At 62.6% G+C, this 20,713-nt stretch carries 20 protein-coding genes; 7 read left to right on the top strand and 13 right to left on the bottom strand.

All coding sequences use genetic code 11. From position 1 onward, the window contains the following. Positions 1 to 109: 109 nt before the first annotated feature. From M2A_RS13165 to pdxH, 3 genes are all read right to left on the bottom strand, one after another. Positions 110 to 865: an SDR family NAD(P)-dependent oxidoreductase gene (locus M2A_RS13165; RefSeq protein WP_045448406.1), complete on the bottom strand. Its 756-nt coding sequence runs from the start codon at positions 863 to 865 to the stop codon at positions 110 to 112. A 67-nt stretch (positions 866 to 932) separates the two neighbouring features. Continuing rightward, entirely contained in the window at positions 933 to 1,862 is a 930-nt protein-coding gene (locus tag M2A_RS13160; RefSeq protein WP_147446250.1) for a cation diffusion facilitator family transporter, read from the bottom strand. A gap of 9 nt (positions 1,863 to 1,871) precedes the next feature. Next, positions 1,872 to 2,510 carry a pyridoxamine 5'-phosphate oxidase gene (gene pdxH, locus M2A_RS13155; protein ID WP_045448404.1) on the bottom strand — a complete coding sequence of 213 codons (639 nt, stop codon included), beginning with the start codon at positions 2,508 to 2,510 and terminating at the stop codon, positions 1,872 to 1,874. Positions 2,511 to 2,684: 174 nt separating this feature from the next. On the opposite strand from pdxH, the gene M2A_RS13150 reads away from it, so the two are divergent. The 5 genes from M2A_RS13150 (at position 2,685) to M2A_RS13130 (ending at position 7,529) form a co-directional block, all read left to right on the top strand. After that, entirely contained in the window at positions 2,685 to 3,323 is a 639-nt protein-coding gene (locus M2A_RS13150) for a tetratricopeptide repeat protein (protein WP_052379480.1), read from the top strand. A 123-nt stretch (positions 3,324 to 3,446) separates the two neighbouring features. Next, the gene (locus M2A_RS17510; protein WP_052379479.1) at positions 3,447 to 4,613 is read left to right on the top strand and encodes a DnaJ C-terminal domain-containing protein; all 1,167 of its coding nucleotides are present in this window, start codon (positions 3,447 to 3,449) and stop codon (positions 4,611 to 4,613) included. Between the two features lie 170 nt (positions 4,614 to 4,783). Beyond that, entirely contained in the window at positions 4,784 to 5,596 is an 813-nt protein-coding gene (gene fabI / locus M2A_RS13140; protein ID WP_045448402.1) for an enoyl-ACP reductase FabI, read from the top strand. A gap of 103 nt (positions 5,597 to 5,699) precedes the next feature. Then, the gene (aroC, locus tag M2A_RS13135; RefSeq protein WP_045448400.1) at positions 5,700 to 6,791 is read left to right on the top strand and encodes a chorismate synthase; all 1,092 of its coding nucleotides are present in this window, start codon (positions 5,700 to 5,702) and stop codon (positions 6,789 to 6,791) included. A 210-nt stretch (positions 6,792 to 7,001) separates the two neighbouring features. Further along, the gene (locus tag M2A_RS13130; protein WP_197052934.1) at positions 7,002 to 7,529 is read left to right on the top strand and encodes a hypothetical protein; all 528 of its coding nucleotides are present in this window, start codon (positions 7,002 to 7,004) and stop codon (positions 7,527 to 7,529) included. On the opposite strand, the gene M2A_RS13125 is transcribed toward M2A_RS13130, so the two are convergent. The 9 genes from M2A_RS13125 to M2A_RS13085 form a co-directional block, all read right to left on the bottom strand. Next, on the bottom strand, positions 7,526 to 8,581 hold the full coding sequence (locus M2A_RS13125; RefSeq protein ID WP_045448396.1) for a class I SAM-dependent methyltransferase: 1,056 nt from the start codon (positions 8,579 to 8,581) through the stop codon (positions 7,526 to 7,528). The genes M2A_RS13130 and M2A_RS13125 overlap by 4 nt on opposite strands. A gap of 21 nt (positions 8,582 to 8,602) precedes the next feature. Continuing rightward, positions 8,603 to 9,841: a class I SAM-dependent RNA methyltransferase gene (locus M2A_RS13120; protein WP_045448394.1), complete on the bottom strand. Its 1,239-nt coding sequence runs from the start codon at positions 9,839 to 9,841 to the stop codon at positions 8,603 to 8,605. After that, a complete protein-coding gene (locus M2A_RS13115) occupies positions 9,834 to 10,592 on the bottom strand; it encodes a TlyA family RNA methyltransferase (RefSeq protein WP_439645678.1) in 759 nt (252 codons plus the stop codon). The genes M2A_RS13120 and M2A_RS13115 overlap by 8 nt, the downstream gene beginning before the upstream one ends. Further along, positions 10,589 to 12,526 carry a 1-deoxy-D-xylulose-5-phosphate synthase gene (gene dxs / locus M2A_RS13110; protein WP_045448390.1) on the bottom strand — a complete coding sequence of 646 codons (1,938 nt, stop codon included), beginning with the start codon at positions 12,524 to 12,526 and terminating at the stop codon, positions 10,589 to 10,591. Before dxs ends, M2A_RS13115 begins: the two co-directional genes overlap by 4 nt. Before the next feature lie 69 nt (positions 12,527 to 12,595). After that, positions 12,596 to 13,489 carry a polyprenyl synthetase family protein gene (locus M2A_RS13105; protein WP_045448388.1) on the bottom strand — a complete coding sequence of 298 codons (894 nt, stop codon included), beginning with the start codon at positions 13,487 to 13,489 and terminating at the stop codon, positions 12,596 to 12,598. Between the two features lie 33 nt (positions 13,490 to 13,522). Then, positions 13,523 to 13,780, bottom strand: coding sequence for an exodeoxyribonuclease VII small subunit (locus M2A_RS13100; protein ID WP_081875620.1), 258 nt, complete (start codon positions 13,778 to 13,780; stop codon positions 13,523 to 13,525). A 46-nt stretch (positions 13,781 to 13,826) separates the two neighbouring features. Further along, entirely contained in the window at positions 13,827 to 14,756 is a 930-nt protein-coding gene (locus M2A_RS13095) for a histone deacetylase family protein (RefSeq protein WP_045448386.1), read from the bottom strand. 125 nt (positions 14,757 to 14,881) lie between these two features. Further along, positions 14,882 to 15,919 (bottom strand): MBL fold metallo-hydrolase, encoded by a 1,038-nt coding sequence (locus M2A_RS13090; protein WP_045448384.1) that lies wholly within the window; start codon positions 15,917 to 15,919, stop codon positions 14,882 to 14,884. A 100-nt stretch (positions 15,920 to 16,019) separates the two neighbouring features. Beyond that, complete coding sequence (locus tag M2A_RS13085) at positions 16,020 to 17,792, bottom strand: acyl-CoA dehydrogenase (protein WP_045448382.1); 1,773 nt, start codon at positions 17,790 to 17,792, stop codon at positions 16,020 to 16,022. Between the two features lie 186 nt (positions 17,793 to 17,978). Between M2A_RS13085 and M2A_RS13080 the strand changes: the two genes are divergently transcribed. Both M2A_RS13080 and M2A_RS13075 read left to right on the top strand, forming a co-directional pair. Continuing rightward, the gene (locus tag M2A_RS13080; protein WP_045448380.1) at positions 17,979 to 18,818 is read left to right on the top strand and encodes an SDR family NAD(P)-dependent oxidoreductase; all 840 of its coding nucleotides are present in this window, start codon (positions 17,979 to 17,981) and stop codon (positions 18,816 to 18,818) included. Between the two features lie 7 nt (positions 18,819 to 18,825). Continuing rightward, positions 18,826 to 19,809 (top strand): L-threonylcarbamoyladenylate synthase, encoded by a 984-nt coding sequence (locus M2A_RS13075; protein WP_045448378.1) that lies wholly within the window; start codon positions 18,826 to 18,828, stop codon positions 19,807 to 19,809. A gap of 10 nt (positions 19,810 to 19,819) precedes the next feature. Here M2A_RS13075 and M2A_RS13070 read toward each other — a convergent pair whose 3' ends face one another. After that, a complete protein-coding gene (locus tag M2A_RS13070) occupies positions 19,820 to 20,692 on the bottom strand; it encodes a VOC family protein (RefSeq protein WP_045448376.1) in 873 nt (290 codons plus the stop codon). Positions 20,693 to 20,713: the final 21 nt, after the last annotated feature.

Here is a 20,713-nt window from a genome sequence, read left to right as displayed (position 1 = left end):
GACCCCGGCATAAAGCCGGGGTGACAGCCTGAGGGAGTGGTAAGGCGGTGCTTCAAATCAAAAGCGTCACCCCGGCCTCCGAGCCGGGGTCCATGCGGTACGCGCAGCCTTAAACGTGCTGGCCGCCATTGATGTGGATTTCCGAGCCCGTCACATAAGACGACTGCTCCGTGCACAGATAATAAACGGTCTTCGCCACTTCTTCCGGAAGCCCGAGACGGCGCAGCGGAATTTCCGCCACGATCTTGTCCGTACCGGGCGAGAGGATCGCCGTGTCGATTTCCCCCGGCGCGATGGCGTTGACGCGGATGCCGAGCGGGCCGAGATCGGAGGCCATTTCCCGTGTCAGCGCGGCAAGCGCGGCTTTGGAAGTTGCGTAGGCGGAGCCTGCGAAGGGATGCACGCGCGTGCCCGCGATCGAGGTCACGTTGACGATGGAACCCTGCGCCGCCTTCAGCTCTTCCAAAAGGCCGCGGGCGAGCATGACCGGGGCCATGAAATTCACCTGAAAGACCTGCCGCCAGGCGCTGTCTGCGGTTTCCAGAATGCCGAGCCGCGCGCCACCCTCGCCCTTCGGCGAGATGGCCGCGTTATTGACGAGCGCGTTCAAACGGCCGCCCTGGTCTTTCAGCCGCTCGCGCATTTCCTTGATCGCCTCGGCGGTGTTTTCCGGGTCCGCCAGATCGACCTGAATATGATCCTCTGGCCCCGCATCCCAGGGGCAGTTTTCCGGGAAAGGATGGCGCGAACAGGTGATCACCCGCCAGCCTGCGCTTGAAAAACGCTTCACGGTGGCATGGCCGATGCCGCGGCTGGCGCCGGTCAGGATCAGGGTTTTGCGCTCATGGTTCGGGATTTGTGTCATGGGCGCAGTCTATCCGCCTTTCGGGCAATCACAATGGCAAAGAAGACGCAGGAGAATTCACGCCGCTTCACGTCCGCAGGAGCTTCGGCACCCGCTCCAGCCCTGCCGGGTCCTGGTGAATGAGCACTTCGGAGCCAGGAAAAAGCGCCTCGATTTCCTTCTCGATATCGTCGGTAATGCGGTGCGCTTTCATCAGGCTGAGCGAGCCGTCGAGCTCCAGATGAAACTGGATGAAGAGATTGGCCCCGGACATGCGGGTGCGCAGATCATGCATGTCGATGGCCTCTTCATGGGCGGCCACGACCTGCTTGATCCGGTCGCGATCCTCCTCGGACATCTCTTTATCCATGAGCTGATCGCCCGCATTGCGCACGATTTGCAGGGCGCTCCAGGCGATGAAGCCGGCAATAACGAAACCGAAAATCGGGTCCGCCCAAGTCAACCCGAAAACGCCGGAGAGAAGCAGCGCGGCGATGACCGAGAGGTTCATCAGCAAGTCGCCGCGGTAATGGATCGAGTCCGCTTCGATGGCAAGCGAGTTCGTCTCCCGCACCACTTTGCGCTGATAAGCGACGAGCGCGAGGGTGAGCGCAATCGCAACAACCGTCACCGCGATGCCGATAAGCGAGCGCGACAGCGGCTCGGGCGCGATAAGCCGGCTTGCCGATTCATAAGTGATGTAGCCGGCGGAAATGAAAATGAAGACCGACTGACCGAGCCCGGCCAGCGCTTCGGCCTTGCCATGGCCGAAACGGTGATCGCGGTCCGCCGGTTCCAGCGCGAAACGCACGGCAAAAAGGTTGACCAGAGACGCCGTGCCGTCGAGGAGAGAATCGAGCAGTGTGCCGAGCATGGCCACGGAGCCCGTGAGCCAGAAGGCGCCCGCCTTCATCAGGACAAGCGCAAGCGCCACGGCAACGGCGGCATAGGTTGCCCGTTTCATCAGAACCGGGCCGGAGGCCGGGCTCCCGGCGGCGGGGTTTTGCGGTGCGTTCATGAAGGCAACTTACGGGAAGAGACGCTCGGTGCGCCAGTGCCCCTGGGCGCCTTCGCGCAGGAAAACCAGCCTGTCATGCAAACGGAACGGCCGGTCACGCCAGAACTCGATGCGCTCCGGCACGATGCGGAATCCTGACCAGTGCGGCGGGCGGTCCACTTCCTTCAGCGCATATTTCGCCGCATATTTCGCCACTTCCTTTTCCAGCGCAAAACGGCTTTCAAGCGGGCGGGACTGGCGCGAGGCCCAGGCGCCGATCTGGCTGTCCTTGGCGCGCGTGGCGAAATAGGCATCGGCCTCCGCATCGCTCACCCGTTCCACCTGGCCGCGCACACGCACCTGGCGGCGCAGGCTCTTCCAATGGAAACAGAGCGCGGCCTTGGCATTGGCGGCAAGCTCGCGGCCCTTGTCGCTTTCAAGGTTCGTGTAGAAAACGAAGCCCGCCTCATCGAAACCTTTCAGCAGCACCATGCGCACATCCGGCAATCCGTCTTCATCCGCCGTTGCCAGCGCCATGGCATTGGGGTCGTTCGGCTCTTTTTCACCGGCAAGCGCCAGCCATTCGCGGAAAAGCTCAAAAGGATTGCCGGAAGCGAAAATATCCTCATCGTTTTTGGCGCCGTCTGAATTTTCCGTCTTTGCCGTCATCTTCCTTACATCCTGTCATCGCCCGGCCCAGGACCTTCTCAACGCCCGAAGGCCGGTTCCGCTGGCCAATCGCCGGGTCTGCGTTTTATATAGGCTGGATGAGCGCTTGTCCCACCAATGCCCCGATCTTTAATCCATATCAAGGCGGTACGGCAGGCGCTTCTTGGGGGATCAATGCTGCATAAGCCGCTCTCATTGGCCTGCGCGCCGCTCATCCGCGCCGCTCTCTTAAGCGCTGCGCTGGTGCACCTGCCCGCCCTGCCCGCTCTTGCAAACCCTCAGGCCATTGCGCCCGGCGAACAAGTGCTGGCGGAGAAGGAACGCATCACGGCCTTTCAGGCAGGGGTTGCCGCCTATGACGCAGGCGATTACACGCGCGCCTATGAAATTTGGCTGCCGCTTGCAAAGCTTGGCGATCTGGCCGCCCAGCGCAATGTCGGCCATTTGCTGCGCCTCGGGCGGGGCACGGCGCAGGATTTGCCGCGCGCGCTTTATTTTTACGAGCGCGCTGCCGATGCGGGGCTGAATGCTGCCGCACTCAATGCCGGGACCTTGCTTTTGGGCGCGGAGGGCATCGAGCGGGATACGGAAGATGCCGCCGGCTATTTCATGCAGGCCGCGCAGGACGGCTATCCGGAAGCGCTTTATCAGCTTGCCCTTCTGACCGAAGCCGGTGACGGGACCGGCAAGGACCCGGCGAAAGCGGACCGGCTGATGCGCCTTGCCGCGTTTCTCGGCCATGAAAAGGCCCGCGCGCGCATCGGGCTCGAAACCCGCCTCGATGAGGTCCGCGCGCCCTCAAATGCCGGGTAAGAGTGCCGTATCCCACATTTCCGGCGACTGACGCGCCCGTGATGGCAACTTTAACCTTTTGGTATCCAAGCGCCTTTATGATTTGAGAAGAGATTATTAACCATATGCGCAGGATCAGCGGCGTTGCGTCAGCCCCATGAAATCCTCGGCGTCCCCCGGAATGCCTCGAAAGATCAGATCAAGGCCGCCTACCGGCGCTTGGCCAAGCTTTATCATCCCGATTTCAACGGCGGCGATACGATTGCCGAGGCCCGGTTCAAGGAAGTCACCAACGCCTATCAGCAGATGAGCGCGCCGAAGCCCGAGCCCCTGGGCATGGACCGCCCGCGCCCGCAGCCCGGCAGAGCCCAGCCCAATGGGCGCAGCGGCCCCTTTGCCGGCGCGCAAAAGGAGGGGGACAGCCGCGCCGGGTTCCGCCAACGCAAATCCTATCAGGACGCCAATGAGAACAAGTCCGGCAGCGCGGATGCAAAAGCCAGCCCTAAACAGGAAGCCCCCCGCCGGGAAGCGCCGAAGCAGGAACGCGCTCAAAATCAAAACCGCGAGCGCGAGCGCGCTGCCCAAAGCCGCAAGAGCGATTTTCAGGACGAGCTGAACAAAGCCCGCGAAGGCGCACAAAGAAGTGCGGAGAAAACCGCCGATCGCCCCCGCACGGAAGAACCCGAAACCGTCAGCCGCGCCAAACCGGAAGGGGAAAGCGCCTCGGCCTTTGCCGGGTTCTTTTCTGGCCTGCGCCGCGCCGGCAAGCAGGCTGTGGGCGGGGCAAGCGGGGAAGACGAAGATTACACACTCACCGTCTCCTTCACCGACGCTGCGCTCGGCGCGACGAAACGGGTGAAACTGGCAAGCGGCAAGGTGCTGGATGTGAAAATCCCCGCCGGGCTTTCCGAGGGCCAGCAGATCCGCCTGCGCGGCCAGGGCGAACCCGGCCGCTTCGGCAGCACGCGGGGCGATGCGCTCATCACCGTGACGATCGAGCCGCACGAGGAATTTGAGCGCGACGGGCTCGATATTTCCGCCAATGTGCCCATCGGCCTGGCCGAGGCTATTCTGGGCGCAAAAATCCGCGTGAAAACGCTGCATGGCTCCGTCGCCGTCACCGTGCCGCCGGGCTCTTCCAGCGGGCGGCGGCTGCGCCTGCAGGGCCAGGGCGTCCGCCCTGCGGGCGGCGGCAAGGCGGGCGATCATTTCGCCACCTTGCAGATCGTGCTGCCCGATGAAATCGACCCGGCGCTAAAAAGCTTCATCGCCGGATGGGCGCAAGGAAAAGGCGGCAGGGAAAACGCTTAAGGCGCTGCCATGCTGCATTGCAAACGGCTAATGCTCTGATTTATCCCGCTTTTCCGCCAATTCCCCCATACCTTTTCCCTAGACCACCTTCGTCTTTTGTGTAGGATGCCCGCCCGAAAGGTGAACGCGCGGCGCGGGCACCCAGCGAGCAGTTATCCAAGGACAGAATCATGAGCGGAACCGGGCAATTGATGACGGGCAAACGCGGCCTCGTAATGGGCGTCGCCAATAACCGGTCCATCGCCTGGGGAATCGCCAAAGCCTGCGCCGATGCAGGGGCCGAGCTTGCCTTCACGTATCAGGGCGACGCGCTGAAAAAGCGCATTGAGCCGCTGGCCGCCGAAGTGGGCTCCAATCTCGTCATGCCCTGCGATGTGACGGACCCGGCGAGCATGGACGCGGCCTTCGCCGAAATCGAGAAAGCCTGGGGCTCCATCGACTTTCTGGTTCATGCGGTCGCCTATGCGCCCAAAGAAGCGCTGACCGGGCGCTATGTCGATACCTCGCTCGAGCAGTTCACCACTGCCATGGCCGTTTCCTGCCATTCGCTTGCCGCCGTTTCCCAGCGCGCGGAAAAGCTGATGACCGAGGGCGGCTCGATTATCACGTTGACCTATTACGGCGCGGAAAAAGTCATCCCCCATTACAACGTCATGGGCGTGGCGAAAGCGGCGCTGGAAGCTTCCGTGCGTTATCTCGCCGTGGATCTCGGCCGCAAGAACATCCGCATCAACGCCGTTTCCGCCGGGCCGATCAAGACGCTGGCCGCTTCCGGCATCGGCGATTTCCGCTATATCCTGAAATGGAACGAGCTGAACTCGCCCCTGAAGCGCGGCGTGACCATCGAAGAGGTCGGCAAGACCTCGCTCTATCTCCTCTCCGACCTCGGCACAGGCGTGACCGGCGAAGTGCATCATGTGGATGCGGGCTATCATGTGGTGGGCATGAAGGCGGAAGACGCCCCGGACATGAGCATCGTTTAAGGGCCGCCTGTCCCGAAAACCGCGATTTGACGGGTTCTGCGCGTGAGGATAGAACCTCAGGCATGGCGCGGGGCGCGGGGCCGCCGCAATCCGGAGCGGGTTTATGTCGCATAACACCTATGGCCATCTTTTCCGCGTGACGACCTGGGGCGAAAGCCACGGGCCGGCGCTTGGCTGCGTCATCGACGGTGTGCCGCCGCGCATTCCGCTGACCGAAGCCGATATCCAGCCCTTTCTCGACAAGCGCCGCCCCGGCCAGTCGCGCCACACGACCCAGCGCCGCGAGGCGGACCAGGTGCGCATTCTCTCCGGCGTTTTCGAAGACCCGGAAACGGGCGAGCAGGTGACGACCGGCACGCCGATTTCGCTGATCATCGAAAACACCGATCAACGCTCCAAAGATTACGGCGAGATCAAAGACCGCTATAGGCCGGGCCATGCCGATTACACCTATGAAGCCAAATACGGCATTCGCGATTACCGGGGCGGCGGGCGCCAGTCCGCGCGCGAGACGGCGGCGCGCGTGGCCGCCGGGGCCATTGCCCGCAAGGTGATCGGCGGCATCAAGGTGCGCGGCGCGCTGGTGCAGGTCGGCCCGCATAAGATCGACCGCGCCAATTGGGACTGGGACGAAACCGCCCGCAACGATTTCTGGTGCCCGGATGCCAAAGCCGCCAAACTTTGGGAAAGCTATCTCGACGAGGTGCGCAAGGCAGGCTCGTCCTGCGGCGCCGTGATCGAAGTGGCGGCCGAAGGCGTGCCCGCCGGATTGGGCGCGCCCATCTATGCCAAACTCGACACCGAGATTGCCGCTGCCCTCATGAGCATCAATGCCGTCAAGGGTGTGGAGATCGGCAATGGTTTTGAAGCCGCTTCCCTAAGCGGTGAAGAAAACGCCGATGAAATGCGCATGGAAGAAGGCAAGCCCTCCTTCCTGACGAACCATGCCGGCGGCATTCTGGGCGGTATTTCGACGGGCCAGGATGTCATCGCCCGTTTTGCGGTGAAGCCCACCTCTTCCATCCTCACCCCGCGCCGTTCCGTGACGCGCAAGGGCGAAGAGGTGGATGTGCGCACCAAAGGCCGCCACGATCCTTGCGTCGGCATCCGCGCCGTGCCCGTAGGCGAGGCGATGATGGCCTGCGTCCTTGCCGATCATTTGCTGCGCCACCGGGGCCAAGTGGGCGGTCTCTGAACCTTCCTTGCCGCGTGCTTATCAGAAGCGCTGTGCCGCATATCTGTGCAGCCGCCGCGCGGGGTGCTGAAAATCCGGTCGTTTTTCCGGCGCCTTCCCCTCGAAAGCCCCGCATTCTCCCTTTTGCAAAAAGCGCCGACCGGCACGGGCTTTGCGTATATGCTCAAGGTGCGTATGCGGGGGGTAGCAAAAGGCGAGGCGGAACCGGCTTTGAAAAACGACAGCGGCACAATCATTCCCATTCGCTATGAAAGCGGCAACGGCGAAATGATGGTCTATGGCGGCAGCCTGCTCGGCCTCTTTCTGCTCTCCTTGGCGGTGACGCGCTTCGACGGCATTCTGCTGCTTGCCGCGATTGCCGCATTCGGCGTTGCGTATTATTACGCGCCTCTCACCTTCCGCCGCCATCCGCCGCTGCAGGTCTCCCCGGAAGGGTTTTATATCGAAGGCCTGGGGCTCCTGCCCTGGAGCAAGATTGCCGGCATCCGCATCTATAACAAAGCCGTGCGCAATATCCGCAATGCAGAGCTCTATCTCATCTTGCACGCGCCCATCGAAAAGGCAGTGGTGCGAGAGCGCGAACCTGAAAGCTGGCGGCGTTATATGTATTCGGTATGGAAGCCGGTATCGGAAGGCGAACTTACGGTGAAGCTCGAACCGCTGGCGGTTTCTCCCGAACAGCTCGGCGATGTCATCCGTGCCCGGATTGCGGAAGCGCGCAAAGCGGACCGCGCCTAAGCCTCTTTTTCGAACGCCATGACCTTGCTTAAGAACGCCGTCTCGGCGCTCACAAGCTTGAGCCCCTGCGCGGCGCAGAGCGCGCCAAAATCTTCTGTGAGGAAAGACGTGAAATAAGGCTCGTGAAAGCCGACGGGGAAAAACTCGAGCAGCCCGTCATAATCTTCTCTGTCACCCTGCTGCAGCGAATCCGTCAGCACGAAGAGCCCGCCGGGCTTCAAAACCCGCGCCGCCTCGCCGATCACCGCGCGCCTGATTTTGGGCGGCAGCTCATGAAAGAGATAGATGGAACTGACGACATCGAGGCTTGCATCGGCCAGCGGCAACCTCTCGGCCAATCCCTGCACCGGCTGCACGCCGCGCCAGCGCTTCACATTGCGCCGGGCCTCCCCCAAATAAGCATGCGACAGATCGAGCGCGAGGACGGAAAGGCGCGGCCAGCTCGCTTTAAGATCGCGCAGAAAGCGCCCCGTGCCCGCGGCCAAATCAAGGAAGGAGACCTCGCGCTGGTCCTTTCCTTCCATCCAGCGGGCAAGGGGCACGAGCGCCTGGCGGCGCATCATGTCGGCGGTGCCGGAGAAGAGAATTTCGACCTGCGTGTCGTAAATCCGCGCGCTATCCTCGGACAGCCAGCCATCGGTCTGGTAGTGAAAATTCTGGAGATAATAACGCGGATAGGCGCGCGCGCCTGGCTGACCCCGCAATTTCTCGCGCACCTCGCTATGGCCGCGCGAGAGGCGGCGCTCATCGAGGGCCGGCATATCGGCAAAGAAGCGGCGGGACTTTTCGAGCGCGTCTCCGAGCGGTAAAAGCGGATCGGCAGCGCGGTAGGTGCCGCGCGCCACATGAGCCGCATCCTTCTCGATCAGCTTGCGGATTTCGCCGAGCATGCCCTGCCATTTCGGGAAGGCGCCTTGCGGCTTGAAGGGCGCTTCGCCGGGCGGCGTCAGCGGCCCGCGCATCCGGTTCACCGCCAGATAATGGGCAGCGTACCAACCGATCCGCGCCGTCTGGGACAGGCCATGCCGCCAGCTTTCCAGCATCCGTGCCATATGCGCCTCTCTTACACCCTCTCAACGGCGCGTCAGATGCACCGCCACTTCAATATGGGGCGACCAGAGGAATTGGTCCACCGGCTGGACCCGGGAAATGTCATAACCCCCGTCCAAAAGCGCGCGCAGGTCGCGGGCAAGGGTCGCCGGATTGCAGGAAACGGCAACAAGGCGCGGCACCGCGCTTTTGGCGATTTCAGCGGCCTGTGCCGCCGCCCCGGCGCGAGGCGGGTCGAAAACGATGCCGTCCAGCTTTTTCATTTCCGGGGTCAGAAGCGGGCGGCGGAAAAGATCACGCCGCTCCGCCGTGATGCGCTTTAGATGATGGGCCGGGCCTTCACGGTGATAGGCCCGCTCCAAGGCCTCCACCTGGCCTGCCTCACCCTCCAGCGCAAGGACATTGGCCTTCCGGGCAAGCGCAAAGGTGAAGGTGCCGCAGCCGGCAAAAAGATCGGCGACATCGCCCGCCCCTTCCATCCCCTCAAGAACGGATTGGACGAGCGCAGCCTCCCCATCCGCCGTCGCCTGCAAAAAAGCGCCGGGGGCGAGCGTGACGGGAATGCCGGAAAGGGAAAGTATCGGCAAGCGCCGCTCGGCCACGATCTCCCCTTCCCAGGCAAGACGGGCAAGGTCCAGCCGGTCAGCGCCTTCGCTCAAATACATGCGCAGATCGATATCGAGCGGCTTGCCGCCGCTGACCATGACATCGAGGCCGGAGGCCGTGACGGTGACGAGCACCGAGGCGCGGCCCTTGCGCGAAAGACCGCCCGCCACGAGATCGGCAAGCGGCTGCATCGCGCTCTCGATTTCCGGGCGCACCAGCGGGCACATGGAAACCGGCACGATCTGATGGGTGCCGCGGGCATAATAACCTGCCACGGCGCCGGATTTTGTCCGCGTGACGGCAAAGCTCGCCCGCCGCCGTGTGCCGGGTTTCGCCCGGATGATCGGAGAAATTTCCGCGCTGATGCCCTGCTGGGAAAAAGCCTGCGCAACGAGGCCTTCCTTCCAGCTTGCATAAGCCTCTTCCTGCCAATGCTGAAGAGCGCAGCCGCCGCAGCGGGTAAAATGCGCGCAGGCCGGTTTGATGCGCTCGGGCGAGGGCGTGAGGATGCCTTTGAGGCTGCCATGATCGCTTTCATCCGTTGCCACGCGCACCTGCTCACCGGGCAGCGTATAGGGCACGAAAAGCGGCGACGTGCGCTCTGCCACACCTTCGCCCTGGTGCCCCATGCGCAGGATTTCCACTTCTTCAGCCATCAAAACGCCCTGCCATCAAAAATTCCTTATTGCCGTCACTGCCCGTGATGGGGCTCGGGCAAAGCCCTAAAACGCGCCAGCCCGGCTGCGCGGCAAGCCATGTCTCAAGCCTCACGCAAACCTCTTCGTGGAGGCCCGCATCTTTCACGATGCCGCCTTTGCCGAGGCGGCCCTTGCCCACCTCGAATTGCGGCTTGATCAGCGTGAGAAGAAAAGCGCCGGGCTTTGCAAGCGCAAGCGCTGCCGGCAAAGCCTTTTCCAGACTGATGAAACTGACGTCGCAGACGATGAGATCCACCGCGCCGCCCGTCATCTCTACGCTCAGATCCCGCGCATTCGTGCCTTCCAGCACGCTGATGCCGTCATCTTCCCGCAGGCTCCCGGCAAATTGCCCGTGGCCAACATCCACCGCGATCACATGCGCTGCGCCATGCGCGCGCAGAACCTGCGTGAACCCGCCGGTCGAGGCGCCGAGATCGAGCGCTCTGAGGCCTTCAGGCTTAATGCCGAAATGGGCAAGCCCATGCACCAGCTTCAAAGCGGCGCGCGAGACCCAAGGATGGTCGGGCGCGCTCAGACTTACCTCGTCCGACGGCGCCACCATGCGGGCAGCTTTGGACACCGCCTCCCCGTTCACCGACACTTTTCGCTCGCGCAGCAGCGCCTGCGCCCGCGCGCGGCTAGGAGCAAGGCCCCGGGAGACCAGAGCCATATCGAGCCGTTCGCCAGGTTCCGTCATGGCGCCGGTCAGGGCTTGCGGGGATGGGCTGCCGTCAGATCGACAATGACGTTCTCCGCCCCAAGCGCGCCAAGCGCCGCGCGTACGATCTGCGGCGCGTTGAGCCCGGCCTCGTCATACATTTTTTCCGGCTTGTCCTGATCGATAAAACGGTCGGGCAGGCAAAGCGGGCGCACTTTCAAACCGCTGTCGAGAAGACCGGCATTGGCAAGATAGTGCAAAACATGGGAGCCGAAACCGCCGACACTGCCTTCTTCCAGCGTGATCAGCACTTCGTGGTGGCTTGCAAGCTGGCGGATCAGCGCTTCATCGAGCGGTTTGGCAAAGCGGGCATCGGCCACCGTTGCCGGGAACCCGAGCCGGCCCAGTTCCTCGGCCGCTTTCACCGCCTCGGCAAGGCGCCCGCCAAGGGAAAGCAGCGCGATCTTCGAGCCCTCTTTCAGGATGCGGCCCTTGCCGATCTCAAGCGGCACGCCGCGTTCGGGCATTTCGACGCCGATCCCCTCCCCGCGCGGATAGCGGAAGGCGGAGGGCCGGTCGTCGATCTGCGCCGCCGTGGCCACCATATGCATGAGCTCGGCTTCATCGCCCGCTGCCATCACCACGAAATCGGGCAGGCAAGAAAGATAGGCAATATCGAAGGCGCCAGCATGGGTCGGCCCGTCCGCGCCGACAAGCCCGGCCCGGTCGATGGCAAAACGCACGGGAAGCTTTTGAATGGCCACATCGTGCACGACCTGGTCATAGGCGCGCTGCAGGAAGGTGGAATAGATCGCGGCGAAGGGCTTATAGCCTTCCGAGGCAAGGCCCGCGGCAAAGGTCACGCCGTGCTGCTCGGCAATACCGACATCGAAGGTGCGCTCGGGAAAGGTCTTGCCGAAAAGATCGAGCCCGGTGCCGGAGGGCATGGCGGCGGTTACGGCAACGATCTTCTCGTCGGCTTCCGCTTCCTTGATGAGGCCTTGCGCGAACACTTTCGTATAGGCAGGCGCATTGGCTTTGGCTTTTGCCTGCGTGCCGGTGATCACGTCGAATTTCGAAACGCCGTGATATTTGTCGGCGGCAGCTTCCGCCGGCGCATAGCCCTTGCCCTTTTGCGTGACGACATGAATGAGGATCGGGCCTTCTTCACTGTCGCGCACATTTTTCAGGATCGGCAAAAGATGGTCTAGATTGTGCCCGTCGATGGGCCCGACATAATAAAAGCCGAGCTCCTCGAACATCGTGCCGCCGGTCGCCATGCCGCGCGCATATTCTTCCGCCCGCTTGGCGATTTTTTCCAGGCTCTTGGGCAGTTTCTCGGCCAAATGCTTGGCAAAGCTGCGGAAGCCGCGATAGGTCTCCCCGGAAATCAGCCGGGCGAGATAAGCGCTCATCGCGCCCACCGGCGGAGCGATGGACATATCATTGTCGTTCAGAATGACGATAAGGCGGCTGTCCATGGAACCGGCATTGTTCATGGCTTCATAGGCCATGCCCGCGCTCATGGCGCCGTCTCCGATCACACAGACGACATTGTTCTTCTTGCCTGCCAGATCGCGCGCCACGGCCATGCCGAGGCCTGCGGAAATGGAGGTGGAGGAATGCGCCGCGCCGAAGGGGTCGTATTCGCTTTCCGCGCGCTTGGTGAAACCGGAAAGCCCGCCGCCCTGGCGGATGGTGCGGATACGGTCCCGCCGCTCCGTCAGAATCTTATGGGGATAGCATTGATGGCCGACATCCCAGATCAGCCGGTCCTCGGGCGTGTTGAAGACATAGTGAATGGCCGTGGTCAGCTCGACGACACCGAGGCCTGCGCCCAGATGCCCGCCGGTGACGGATACGGCATCGATGGTCTCGGTGCGCAGCTCGTCCGCCAATTGGCGCAGCTCGCTCTCCGGCAGGGCCCGAAGGTCCGCAGGGTTTTTAACCTTGTCGAGAAGGGGCGTCTTGCTCTGCGCTGTCACGCTCAACCTCACTACCGGGCAGCTTTCCGCCCGTCACTGTCCTACCTGCCTTTTCCGCCCGGAAAAGGCTCACGCGCGGCGGTTTATAACGAATGATGCCGCCTCACGCAAAATATCTGCCCGGTCGTCGAACATTTCCAAATGCGCCACCGCCTGATCGGCCAGGAGGCTAGCCTGCGCCCGGGCGCGCTCTTCCCCCAGAATAGTCAGAAATGTGGCTTTTCCTTGAGATTTATCTTTCCCGGCGGTCTTGCCAAGGGCGGCGCTGTCGCCTGCCTCATCCAGAAGGTCGTCGGCAATCTGATAGGCCAGGCCCAGATCATGGGCATAGGCATGGAGCGCCTGGCGGGCGGAGGGAGACGCATGGCCCAAAATGGCCCCGCCCTCGCAGGAAAAGGCAATCAGCGCGCCCGTTTTGAGCTGATGCATGCGGGTGAGCGGCCCGATGGCAAGATCCTCTCCCGCGCTTGCCATATCGATCATCTGCCCGCCCACCATGCCGAGCGCGCCGGCGGCCCGGGACAGGCCGAGCACCAGATCGGCGCGCACCCGCGCATCTTCATGGGTGGCAGGGTCGGCGAGAATTTCGAAGGCCAGCGTCAAAAGCGCATCGCCCGCCAGCACCGCAGTTGCCTCGTCAAAGGCGCGGTGCACGGAAGGCTTGCCCCGGCGCATGTCATCATCATCCATGCAGGGCAGATCGTCATGGACGAGGGAATAGGCATGAACGCATTCGATGGCAGCGGCGAGGCGCAGCGAGCGCTCGTCATCCATGGCAAAGAGTTTGGCGCCCTGATGAGCCAGAAAGGCGCGGAAGCGTTTGCCCCCGTTCAGCGCGCCATAGCGCATCGCCTCGATGACGCGGGCTTCGGGCCCTTGCGGGCGCGGCAGCAGATGGTCAAGGGTGCGCTCAACCCCGGCGGCGGTCTCGGTCAATGCTTTTTCGAAGGCAAGACTGGCCATCGGGGGCGTTCCTTCGGGGGCAAAAGGGGCCGATCAATCGATATTGGCAGGCTCGGTACCGGCGGCGCCATCGGCGCCGAGCGTGATTTTTTCCACCTTGGCCTGCGCCGCTTTCAGCCGGCTTTCGCAATGGGCTTTGAGCAGATTGCCGCGCTCATAAAGCTCGATGGATTCTTCCAGCGGCGCATTGCCCGATTCCAGCTTGCCGACGATGCCTTCCAGCTCTTTCAGAGCCGTCTCGAAATTCATTTTCGCAATATCGTCCGGGATTGCGGTTTTCTTCTCCGCCACGGCAAACTCCTTCGTTCCGGCAGGCTGGTCTCAGCTTGGTCCAGTCTCAGCGGCCCATCAAGGCGCGTACATGGGCCGCGCTGGCCTCGGCCAATGCCTCCAAGTCATACCCGCCCTCAAGGGTGGAGACAATGCGCCCCTTTACCCTGGCGCGGGCAAAAGCGGCAAGCTGCTGCGTGACCCAGTAATAATCGGCGGTTTTCAGCCCCATTCCGCCCAAAGGATCGGCCTCATGGGCGTCAAAACCGGCGGAAATCAGCAAGAATTCGGGCTTCATCATCTCCAGCGCCGGCAGAATCGCCTCCGAGACGATGAGCCGGAAATCATCCGATCCCGCCGCCGGTTTCAGCGGCAGATTGAGGATATTGCGGTGCGTGCCCCGCTCGCTCACCGCGCCCGTGCCCGGATAAAGGGGGGACTGGTGGGCGGAGATGTAATACATGCCGTCCGCATCCCAGAAGGCGGCCTGGGTGCCATTGCCGTGATGGACATCGAAATCCACCACCGCGATGCGCGAGAGGCCGTATTCGGCGCGCAAATGCTGGGCGGCGACGGCGACATTGTTGAAAAGGCAAAAGCCCATGGCCCGGTTGGGTTCAGCATGGTGGCCCGGCGGGCGGATGGCGCAAAAAGCGTTTTCCGCCTCCCCCGCCATGACCCGGTCCACCGCATCGATGGCCGCCCCCGCCGCGCGCAAAGCCGCTTCGCCCGAGCCCGGCGACATGGCGGTATCGGCATCGATACGGGCAAAGCCTTCTTCGGGCACCATGGAGAGGATCGCATCGATATGGGCCTGGGAATGCACGCGCACCAGCGCCTTCGTTTCGGCCCTTGGCGCGGCAATGCGCGTTAAGTCCGCAAATTCCGGCGCCTCCAGCGCGCCCAGAACGGCTTTCAGCCGGGCGGCGCATTCGGGATGGCCCTGCGGCGTCTCATGGGCGAGGCAGGCCTCGTGGGTTTCAAGCAGTGTGGTCATAAGTTTACTCTGACGCGGAGCACGCACCGATGCAATGAGCAGGGCAGGAAGAGACCCGCCACTCTTTATAGGCCGTCACCCCGAGCTTGTCGCCGGGTGACGCCTGCGAAACAGGGACGCCCCCGTTAAGCCGCCTTGTACCAGACGACGCCCTTTTCGTCTTTTTCGGCGCGGGCCAGGCCCCGGTGCACAAGGCAGGCGAGATGCGCGAGGCTCTCCCCCGTCGCCATAAAGAAAACATCCGGCCCGATCTTGCGTTTGAAAAGCGCGCTGAAGACATCGATGGCGCGTTTGGGTTCGGCAAGCTCGCCCAGAAGCCGCTTCAGGCTTTTCTCATGCCCGTCGATGAGCCGGGTGAGGCGCGCATGGAGCCCGTAGAAGGGTTCATTATGGGCAGGCAGCACGAGCGTGTCATCGGGCAGCGCGGCGCGCAGCTTGGCGCAGCTATCGATCCAGTCCTGCAGCGGGTTGCCATAGGCCTCCGTCGGATGAAGGCTGACATTGGAGGAAATGCGCGGCAGCACCTGATCGCCGGAAATCAGAATCTTGTCCTCTGCCGAATAAAGGCAGACATGTTCGGGCGCATGGCCGGAGCCGACGATGATTTCCCATTCCCGCCCGCCGATGGTCAGCGTGTCGCCTTCTTTCAGGCGTTTGAAAATATCCGGCAGCCGGTAGACCCGCTCGCCGAAATTGCCGAAACGGGCGCGGTAGGCATCGAGCCCGCGTTCGGAAAAGCCCGCGCCGCGGTAAAAATCGATCGCTTCTTGCGGCGCTTCATTGCCCGTATCCGCCACAAGCGTGCGGCACATCAGATAATCCGTACGCGACATTTCCACCGTCACGCCGAATTTGCGCGTGATCCAGCCGGCAAGGCCCACATGATCGGGATGAAGATGGGTGACGATGACGCGGGTGATGGGTTTGCCGCCGAGCTTTTCCTCGAAGATCGAATTCCACAGATCGATCGTCTCGTCATTGGCAACACCGGTATCCACAAGCGCCCAGCCCTCGCCGTCTTCCAGCAGCCAGAGATTGATATGGTCGAGCGAGAAAGGCAGCGGCATGCGCACCCACATGATGCCGGGGGCCGCTTCGATGAGTTCACCGCGCGCCGGAACCGTCTCGAATGGATATTGCAAGCCGCCGGCGCCCTGTCTCATTTTCTCATCCCTTCCAAAGTCAAAGGCCGCGCCCTGAAGGACGCGGCCCGTACTGAATAGAAAAGCTTGCGCCCAGCGTCAAACACGCCGGGCCCGGCCTTCATGCTTCAAGAAGTGAATCCGCCCGGTCCATCAGCGCGCTTTCCCCGGCAATCGCGGCGGAAACGAGCCCTTTTGCAGGGCCTGCAAAATTTTCCGCAAAAAAGCGGGCAAGCACCTTGGGGCCTTCCTCGCCGCTTGCCAGGAGCGCGGCGCGGGTCAGGTAATGGCCGCCTGCCACGGTACCGAAAAGCTTCAGATAGGGGCTCGCGCCTGCCAGGCAGTCGTTCGGCGCGTCTTTGAGGCGGGCGAGCATCCAGTCCGTTGCCTCTTCGAGCCCCGAGAGGCCCTCTTCCAGCCGGTCTGCGACAATGCCCAGATCCGGGTCGTTGGAGGCGCGGGCCTTTTCCACGCTCTCGGCAATCTCATCCAGATAGGCTTTCACCACCTCGCCATTGCCGAGCGGCAATTTGCGGGTCACAAGGTCGATGGCCTGAATGCCGTTCGTGCCTTCATAGATCGGCAGAATGCGGGCATCCCGGTAAAAGCGCGCCGCGCCCGTTTCTTCGATAAAGCCCATGCCGCCATGCACCTGCACGCCGATGGAGGCCGCTTCCACGCCTGCATCCGTGCTCCAGGCTTTGGCGATGGGGGTCAGAAGATCGGCACGCGCCTTCCCGGCCGCTTTTTCTTCTTCGCTCTTGCCTTTATGCGAGCGGTCGATGGCAACCGCATTAGCATAGCAAATGCCGCGCGCGGCGGCGGCAAGGCTCTTCATGCTCATGAGCATGCGGCGCACATCGGCATGATCGATGATGGGGTCCATTTCACCCGGCGCAAGCTGCGAGCCCACTTTGCGGCCCTGTTTGCGGTCTTTGGCATAGGCAAGGGCGTGCTGATAGGCGCGCTCTGCCACCGCCACGCCCTGAATGCCGACAAGAAGGCGGGCATTGTTCATCATCGTGAACATGCAATTGAGGCCGCGGTTCTCCTGGCCGATCAGATAGCCTTTCGCGCCGCCTTTTTCGCCATACGCCATGACGCAGGTCGGGCTGCCGTGGATGCCGAGCTTTTCTTCAAGGCCGATACATTCCACATCATTGCGCTCGCCGAGCGAGCCATCTTCATTGACGAGATATTTCGGTACGAGGAACAGCGAAATGCCTTTCGTGCCTGCCGGGGCATCGGGCAGGCGGGCCAGCACGAGGTGGATGATATTCTCCGCCATGTCGTGCTCGCCGTAGGTGATATAGATTTTCGTGCCGGTGATGAGATAGCTGCCGTCTTCCTGCGGCACCGCTTTGGTCTTCAGCGCGTTGAGGTCGGAGCCTGCCTGCGGCTCGGTCAGGTTCATCGTGCCGGTCCACTCGCCGGAGATCAGTTTGGTGAGATATTTTTCCCGCTGCTCGTCCGTGCCATGGGCGCTCAAGGCTTCCACCGCGCCCTGGCTGAGAATGGGGCAGAGCCCGAAAGAAAGGCTGGCGCCGTTCCAGATTTCCTGCAGCGCGGCGGCAAGCGCCATGGGCAGGCCCTGGCCGCCATAATCGCCCGAGCCTGCAATCGCGCCCCAGCCGCCTTCCACCCATTGGCGGTAAGCATCGGCAAAACCGGGCGAGGTCGTCACTTCTTTGTCTTTCAGCTTGGCCGGATTTGCATCCACCCCGTCATTCAAGGGCGCGATGACGTTTTCGGCGAGCTTGCCCGCTTCTTCAAGGACCGCTTCGATCAGGTCCGGCGTCGCCTCTTCGTAAAGGCCGCTGCTGACGAGAGACTGGAGCCCTGCCACATCGTTCAACATGAAGGCCATATCCTTGACCGGCGCGCGGTAGCTCATTCCTGTCTCCTGTATTTCGCTCTCAAACCCCGGCAAATCCCCACAAGCTCGGGCCAAACGCCCGTTTCTTGCGCCCGATGAAGGATCGGTTCAAGACAAAATTCGTATATGCTGAACACCTTATAAGCGGGTTTGAGGTGAACGCATATTCACTCCAAATTCCCGCCGCGATGCACCGGAGAAGATATGGCGAACGGACAAAAAGACAATGAAACCGCCCGAAAAGAAGGCACGGGCCGCCATGCGCTGATCACCGGCGCTTCGGCGGGAATCGGCAAGGATCTGGCGGAAGTCTTCGCCCGCAGCGGCTTCGATCTCGTGCTCGTCGCGCGCCGGGAAAAGCGCCTGCATGAAATCGCCCGCGATCTCGAGCACCGCTTTGCCGTCACCGTTCATGCCGTGACGCTCGATCTTTCCGAACCGGGCGCTGCCGAATGGCTGCATAATGAAATGCGCATGCGCGGGCTTAATATCGATGCGCTTGTCTGCAATGCGGGCTTCGGCGTTGCCGGTTTTTACCGGGACACAAGCTGGGCCGATCAGCACGCGCTTTGCCAGGTGATGATGACGGGCGTGGCCGAGCTCTGCCACCGCTTTGCCCCGGATATGGGCGCACGCGGCTATGGGCGCATTCTCAACGTGGCTTCACTTGCCGGTTTTCTGCCGCCGGCGCCGGGCGGCACGCTTTACATTCCGGCCAAGGCTTTCGAGATCAAATTGTCGCAAGCGCTGGCGCTCGAATATACGGGCGAGAACGTGCATGTCACCGCGCTTTGCCCTGGCTTCACCTATACCGAGTTTCACGATGTCATGGGCACGCGCGCGGCCATGTCTTCCATGCCGCGTTTCATGTGGATGAAAAGCATGCGCGTTGCCGAGGAAGGCTATAAAGCGGTCATGCAGGGCAAGCCCGTTCATATTCCAGGCCGCCTCAACCGTTTCATCGCCTGGCTTGCCTGGGCCTTGCCCTCTCCCGCCGTGAACGCCATTCTGCGCCGCCAAGCCCTTTACGCCAAAAAGCCCTGATACGCCCATGCCGCTTCCCATCTGGCCGCCGGATGCCGACCACATAAAAAAAGCCGCAGATGCTTTGCGCGCGGGAAAGCTCGTCGCCTTTCCGACCGAGACCGTTTACGGGCTGGGCGCAGACGCTACGCAGGATAGCGCCGTCGCGCGGATCTTCGAAGCAAAGGGCCGCCCGCGCTTCAACCCGCTCATCGTGCATCTACCTTCGTTGCAAGCGGCGCAGGCCCATGCCCGTTTCGACGCGCGGGCGCGGGCGCTCGCAAAAGCGTTCTGGCCGGGCGCGCTTACCCTCGTTTTGCCGCGCCGGGCGGAGACGCCCTTATCGCTTCTCGTAAGCGCCGGTCTTCCCACCGTCGCCTTGCGCGTGCCGCAGCATCCTTTGGCGCTCAAGCTTTTGCGCGAGAGCGGGCTTGCCCTTGCCGCCCCTTCCGCCAACCGCTCCGGCCGCCTCAGCCCGACGCTCGCCGCCCATGTCGCCCGCTCACTGGAAGAGGCAGGCGCGCTTGTCGCCGGTGTCCTCGATGGCGGGCCCTGCACGCTCGGGCTGGAATCCACCGTGATCGGCCTGCCCGAAGACGGCCCGCCCACCTTGCTGCGCCCCGGCGCCATTGCCCGCGCGGAGATCGAGGCGGTGCTCGGCATGAAGCTGGCGGAAGCCGCAGAAGAAGAGGGTGAAGCCGGGCGTTCTTCCCCCGGCCAGCTTGCAAGCCATTATGCGCCCGAAGCCCCGATCCGGCTGAACGCTAAAGAGGTAAACCGCGATGAAGTGCTGCTCGCCTTCGGGCCGGATGCATTGCAAGGCGCGGCGCTGACGCTCAACCTGTCACGCCAAGGGGATTTGCGCGAGGCGGCGGCCAATCTCTTCCGCTATTTGCAGGAGCTCGACGCGCAGGCGGAAGGAAAACGCATCGCCGTCATGCCGGTGCCTGAAACGGGGCTCGGCGAGGCGATCAACGACCGGCTGCGCCGCGCCGCCGCGCCGCGCTCTTAAAGCCCGATATTCAGTCTTTGCGTTCCGGCGCGAGCAAGAGCGTCGGGATGCCGAAGGTCGCGCCTTTCGGTGTTGCCACCACCGTTCCCTTCTTGCGGCCCTTGCGGATATCGGAAACAGGCACGCCCGCCTCCAAAAGCCGTGCGCGCGCTTTGGTCAAATCGGGATAGCGGAAGGTGATGCCCCAATAATGGTCTTCTTTGGCGCGCTTTTTCTCATCGAGCGAGGAAATCACCTCGATGGTCATGCGCCCGGTGCGGAAGAATATCTGCCGCACGCCCCATTCCTTCACCGTATTGTCGAGCGCAAGGCGCAGGCCAAGTTTGCCTTGCAGGAGCGCGATGACGCTATCCGCATCCGGCGTGTTGATCACCACATGATCGATTGCTTCCGCCGCCGCCCGGCCCTCACCCTCTTTCACCAAAGGCGCGAAGGGTAAAGCAAGCCGGTCTTCCTGTTCGATGAGGAACATGAAAAGGCCGTTCGTTTCTTCCGGCGGCAACATGACGTTTTTCCAGCGCCGGGGGGCAAGCGCGCCGCCTTCATCCGCCCCTTCACCGGGCAGAGGATCGCTGGCGCTAAGGCCCTTTTCCCGCAAAAAGGCGGCGGCGCCCGCCGCATCTTCCACCCCGAAGGCAAGACCGATAATGCCGGCCCCGTTTTTCTCCAAATGGGGGCGCAGGATATCGCCGAAGCGGCCCTCGCCTTTCGGTGCGACAAGCTCGATATAGGTGTTGGAAAAACGGAAAAGCGCATTCACCGAGCCGAGGCCCGGATGGCTGCCCCGCCAAGAGGGCAAACGGCCCGTGAGTTTCGTGTAATCGGCGACGGGCCCGTCAAGCTCGGGCACGGCGATGAGGATATGGTCTATGATGTCGATCATGGCATGAGTTTAGGCAAGGCC

The sequence above is a fragment of the Tepidicaulis marinus genome (assembly GCF_000739695.1).
Taxonomy (GTDB): Bacteria; Pseudomonadota; Alphaproteobacteria; order Parvibaculales; family Parvibaculaceae; genus Tepidicaulis; species Tepidicaulis marinus.
This window is presented reverse-complemented; position numbering and strand designations above follow the sequence as displayed.

Bases quoted from the DNA above. Each gene is read 5' to 3' on its own strand.
- M2A_RS13165 (WP_045448406.1), bottom strand. From the start codon at position 865: ATGACACAAATCCCGAACCATGAGCGCAAAACCCTGATCCTGACCGGC.
- M2A_RS13160 (WP_147446250.1), bottom strand. From the start codon at position 1,862: ATGAACGCACCGCAAAACCCCGCCGCCGGGAGCCCGGCCTCCGGCCCG.
- pdxH (WP_045448404.1), bottom strand. From the start codon at position 2,510: ATGACGGCAAAGACGGAAAATTCAGACGGCGCCAAAAACGATGAGGAT.
- M2A_RS13150 (WP_052379480.1), top strand. From the start codon at position 2,685: ATGCTGCATAAGCCGCTCTCATTGGCCTGCGCGCCGCTCATCCGCGCC.
- fabI (WP_045448402.1), top strand. From the start codon at position 4,784: ATGAGCGGAACCGGGCAATTGATGACGGGCAAACGCGGCCTCGTAATG.
- aroC (WP_045448400.1), top strand. From the start codon at position 5,700: ATGTCGCATAACACCTATGGCCATCTTTTCCGCGTGACGACCTGGGGC.
- M2A_RS13125 (WP_045448396.1), bottom strand. From the start codon at position 8,581: ATGGCACGGATGCTGGAAAGCTGGCGGCATGGCCTGTCCCAGACGGCG.
- M2A_RS13120 (WP_045448394.1), bottom strand. From the start codon at position 9,841: ATGGCTGAAGAAGTGGAAATCCTGCGCATGGGGCACCAGGGCGAAGGT.
- M2A_RS13105 (WP_045448388.1), bottom strand. From the start codon at position 13,489: ATGGCCAGTCTTGCCTTCGAAAAAGCATTGACCGAGACCGCCGCCGGG.
- M2A_RS13095 (WP_045448386.1), bottom strand. From the start codon at position 14,756: ATGACCACACTGCTTGAAACCCACGAGGCCTGCCTCGCCCATGAGACG.
- M2A_RS13090 (WP_045448384.1), bottom strand. From the start codon at position 15,919: ATGAGACAGGGCGCCGGCGGCTTGCAATATCCATTCGAGACGGTTCCG.
- M2A_RS13085 (WP_045448382.1), bottom strand. From the start codon at position 17,792: ATGAGCTACCGCGCGCCGGTCAAGGATATGGCCTTCATGTTGAACGAT.
- M2A_RS13080 (WP_045448380.1), top strand. From the start codon at position 17,979: ATGGCGAACGGACAAAAAGACAATGAAACCGCCCGAAAAGAAGGCACG.
- M2A_RS13075 (WP_045448378.1), top strand. From the start codon at position 18,826: ATGCCGCTTCCCATCTGGCCGCCGGATGCCGACCACATAAAAAAAGCC.
- M2A_RS13070 (WP_045448376.1), bottom strand. From the start codon at position 20,692: ATGATCGACATCATAGACCATATCCTCATCGCCGTGCCCGAGCTTGAC.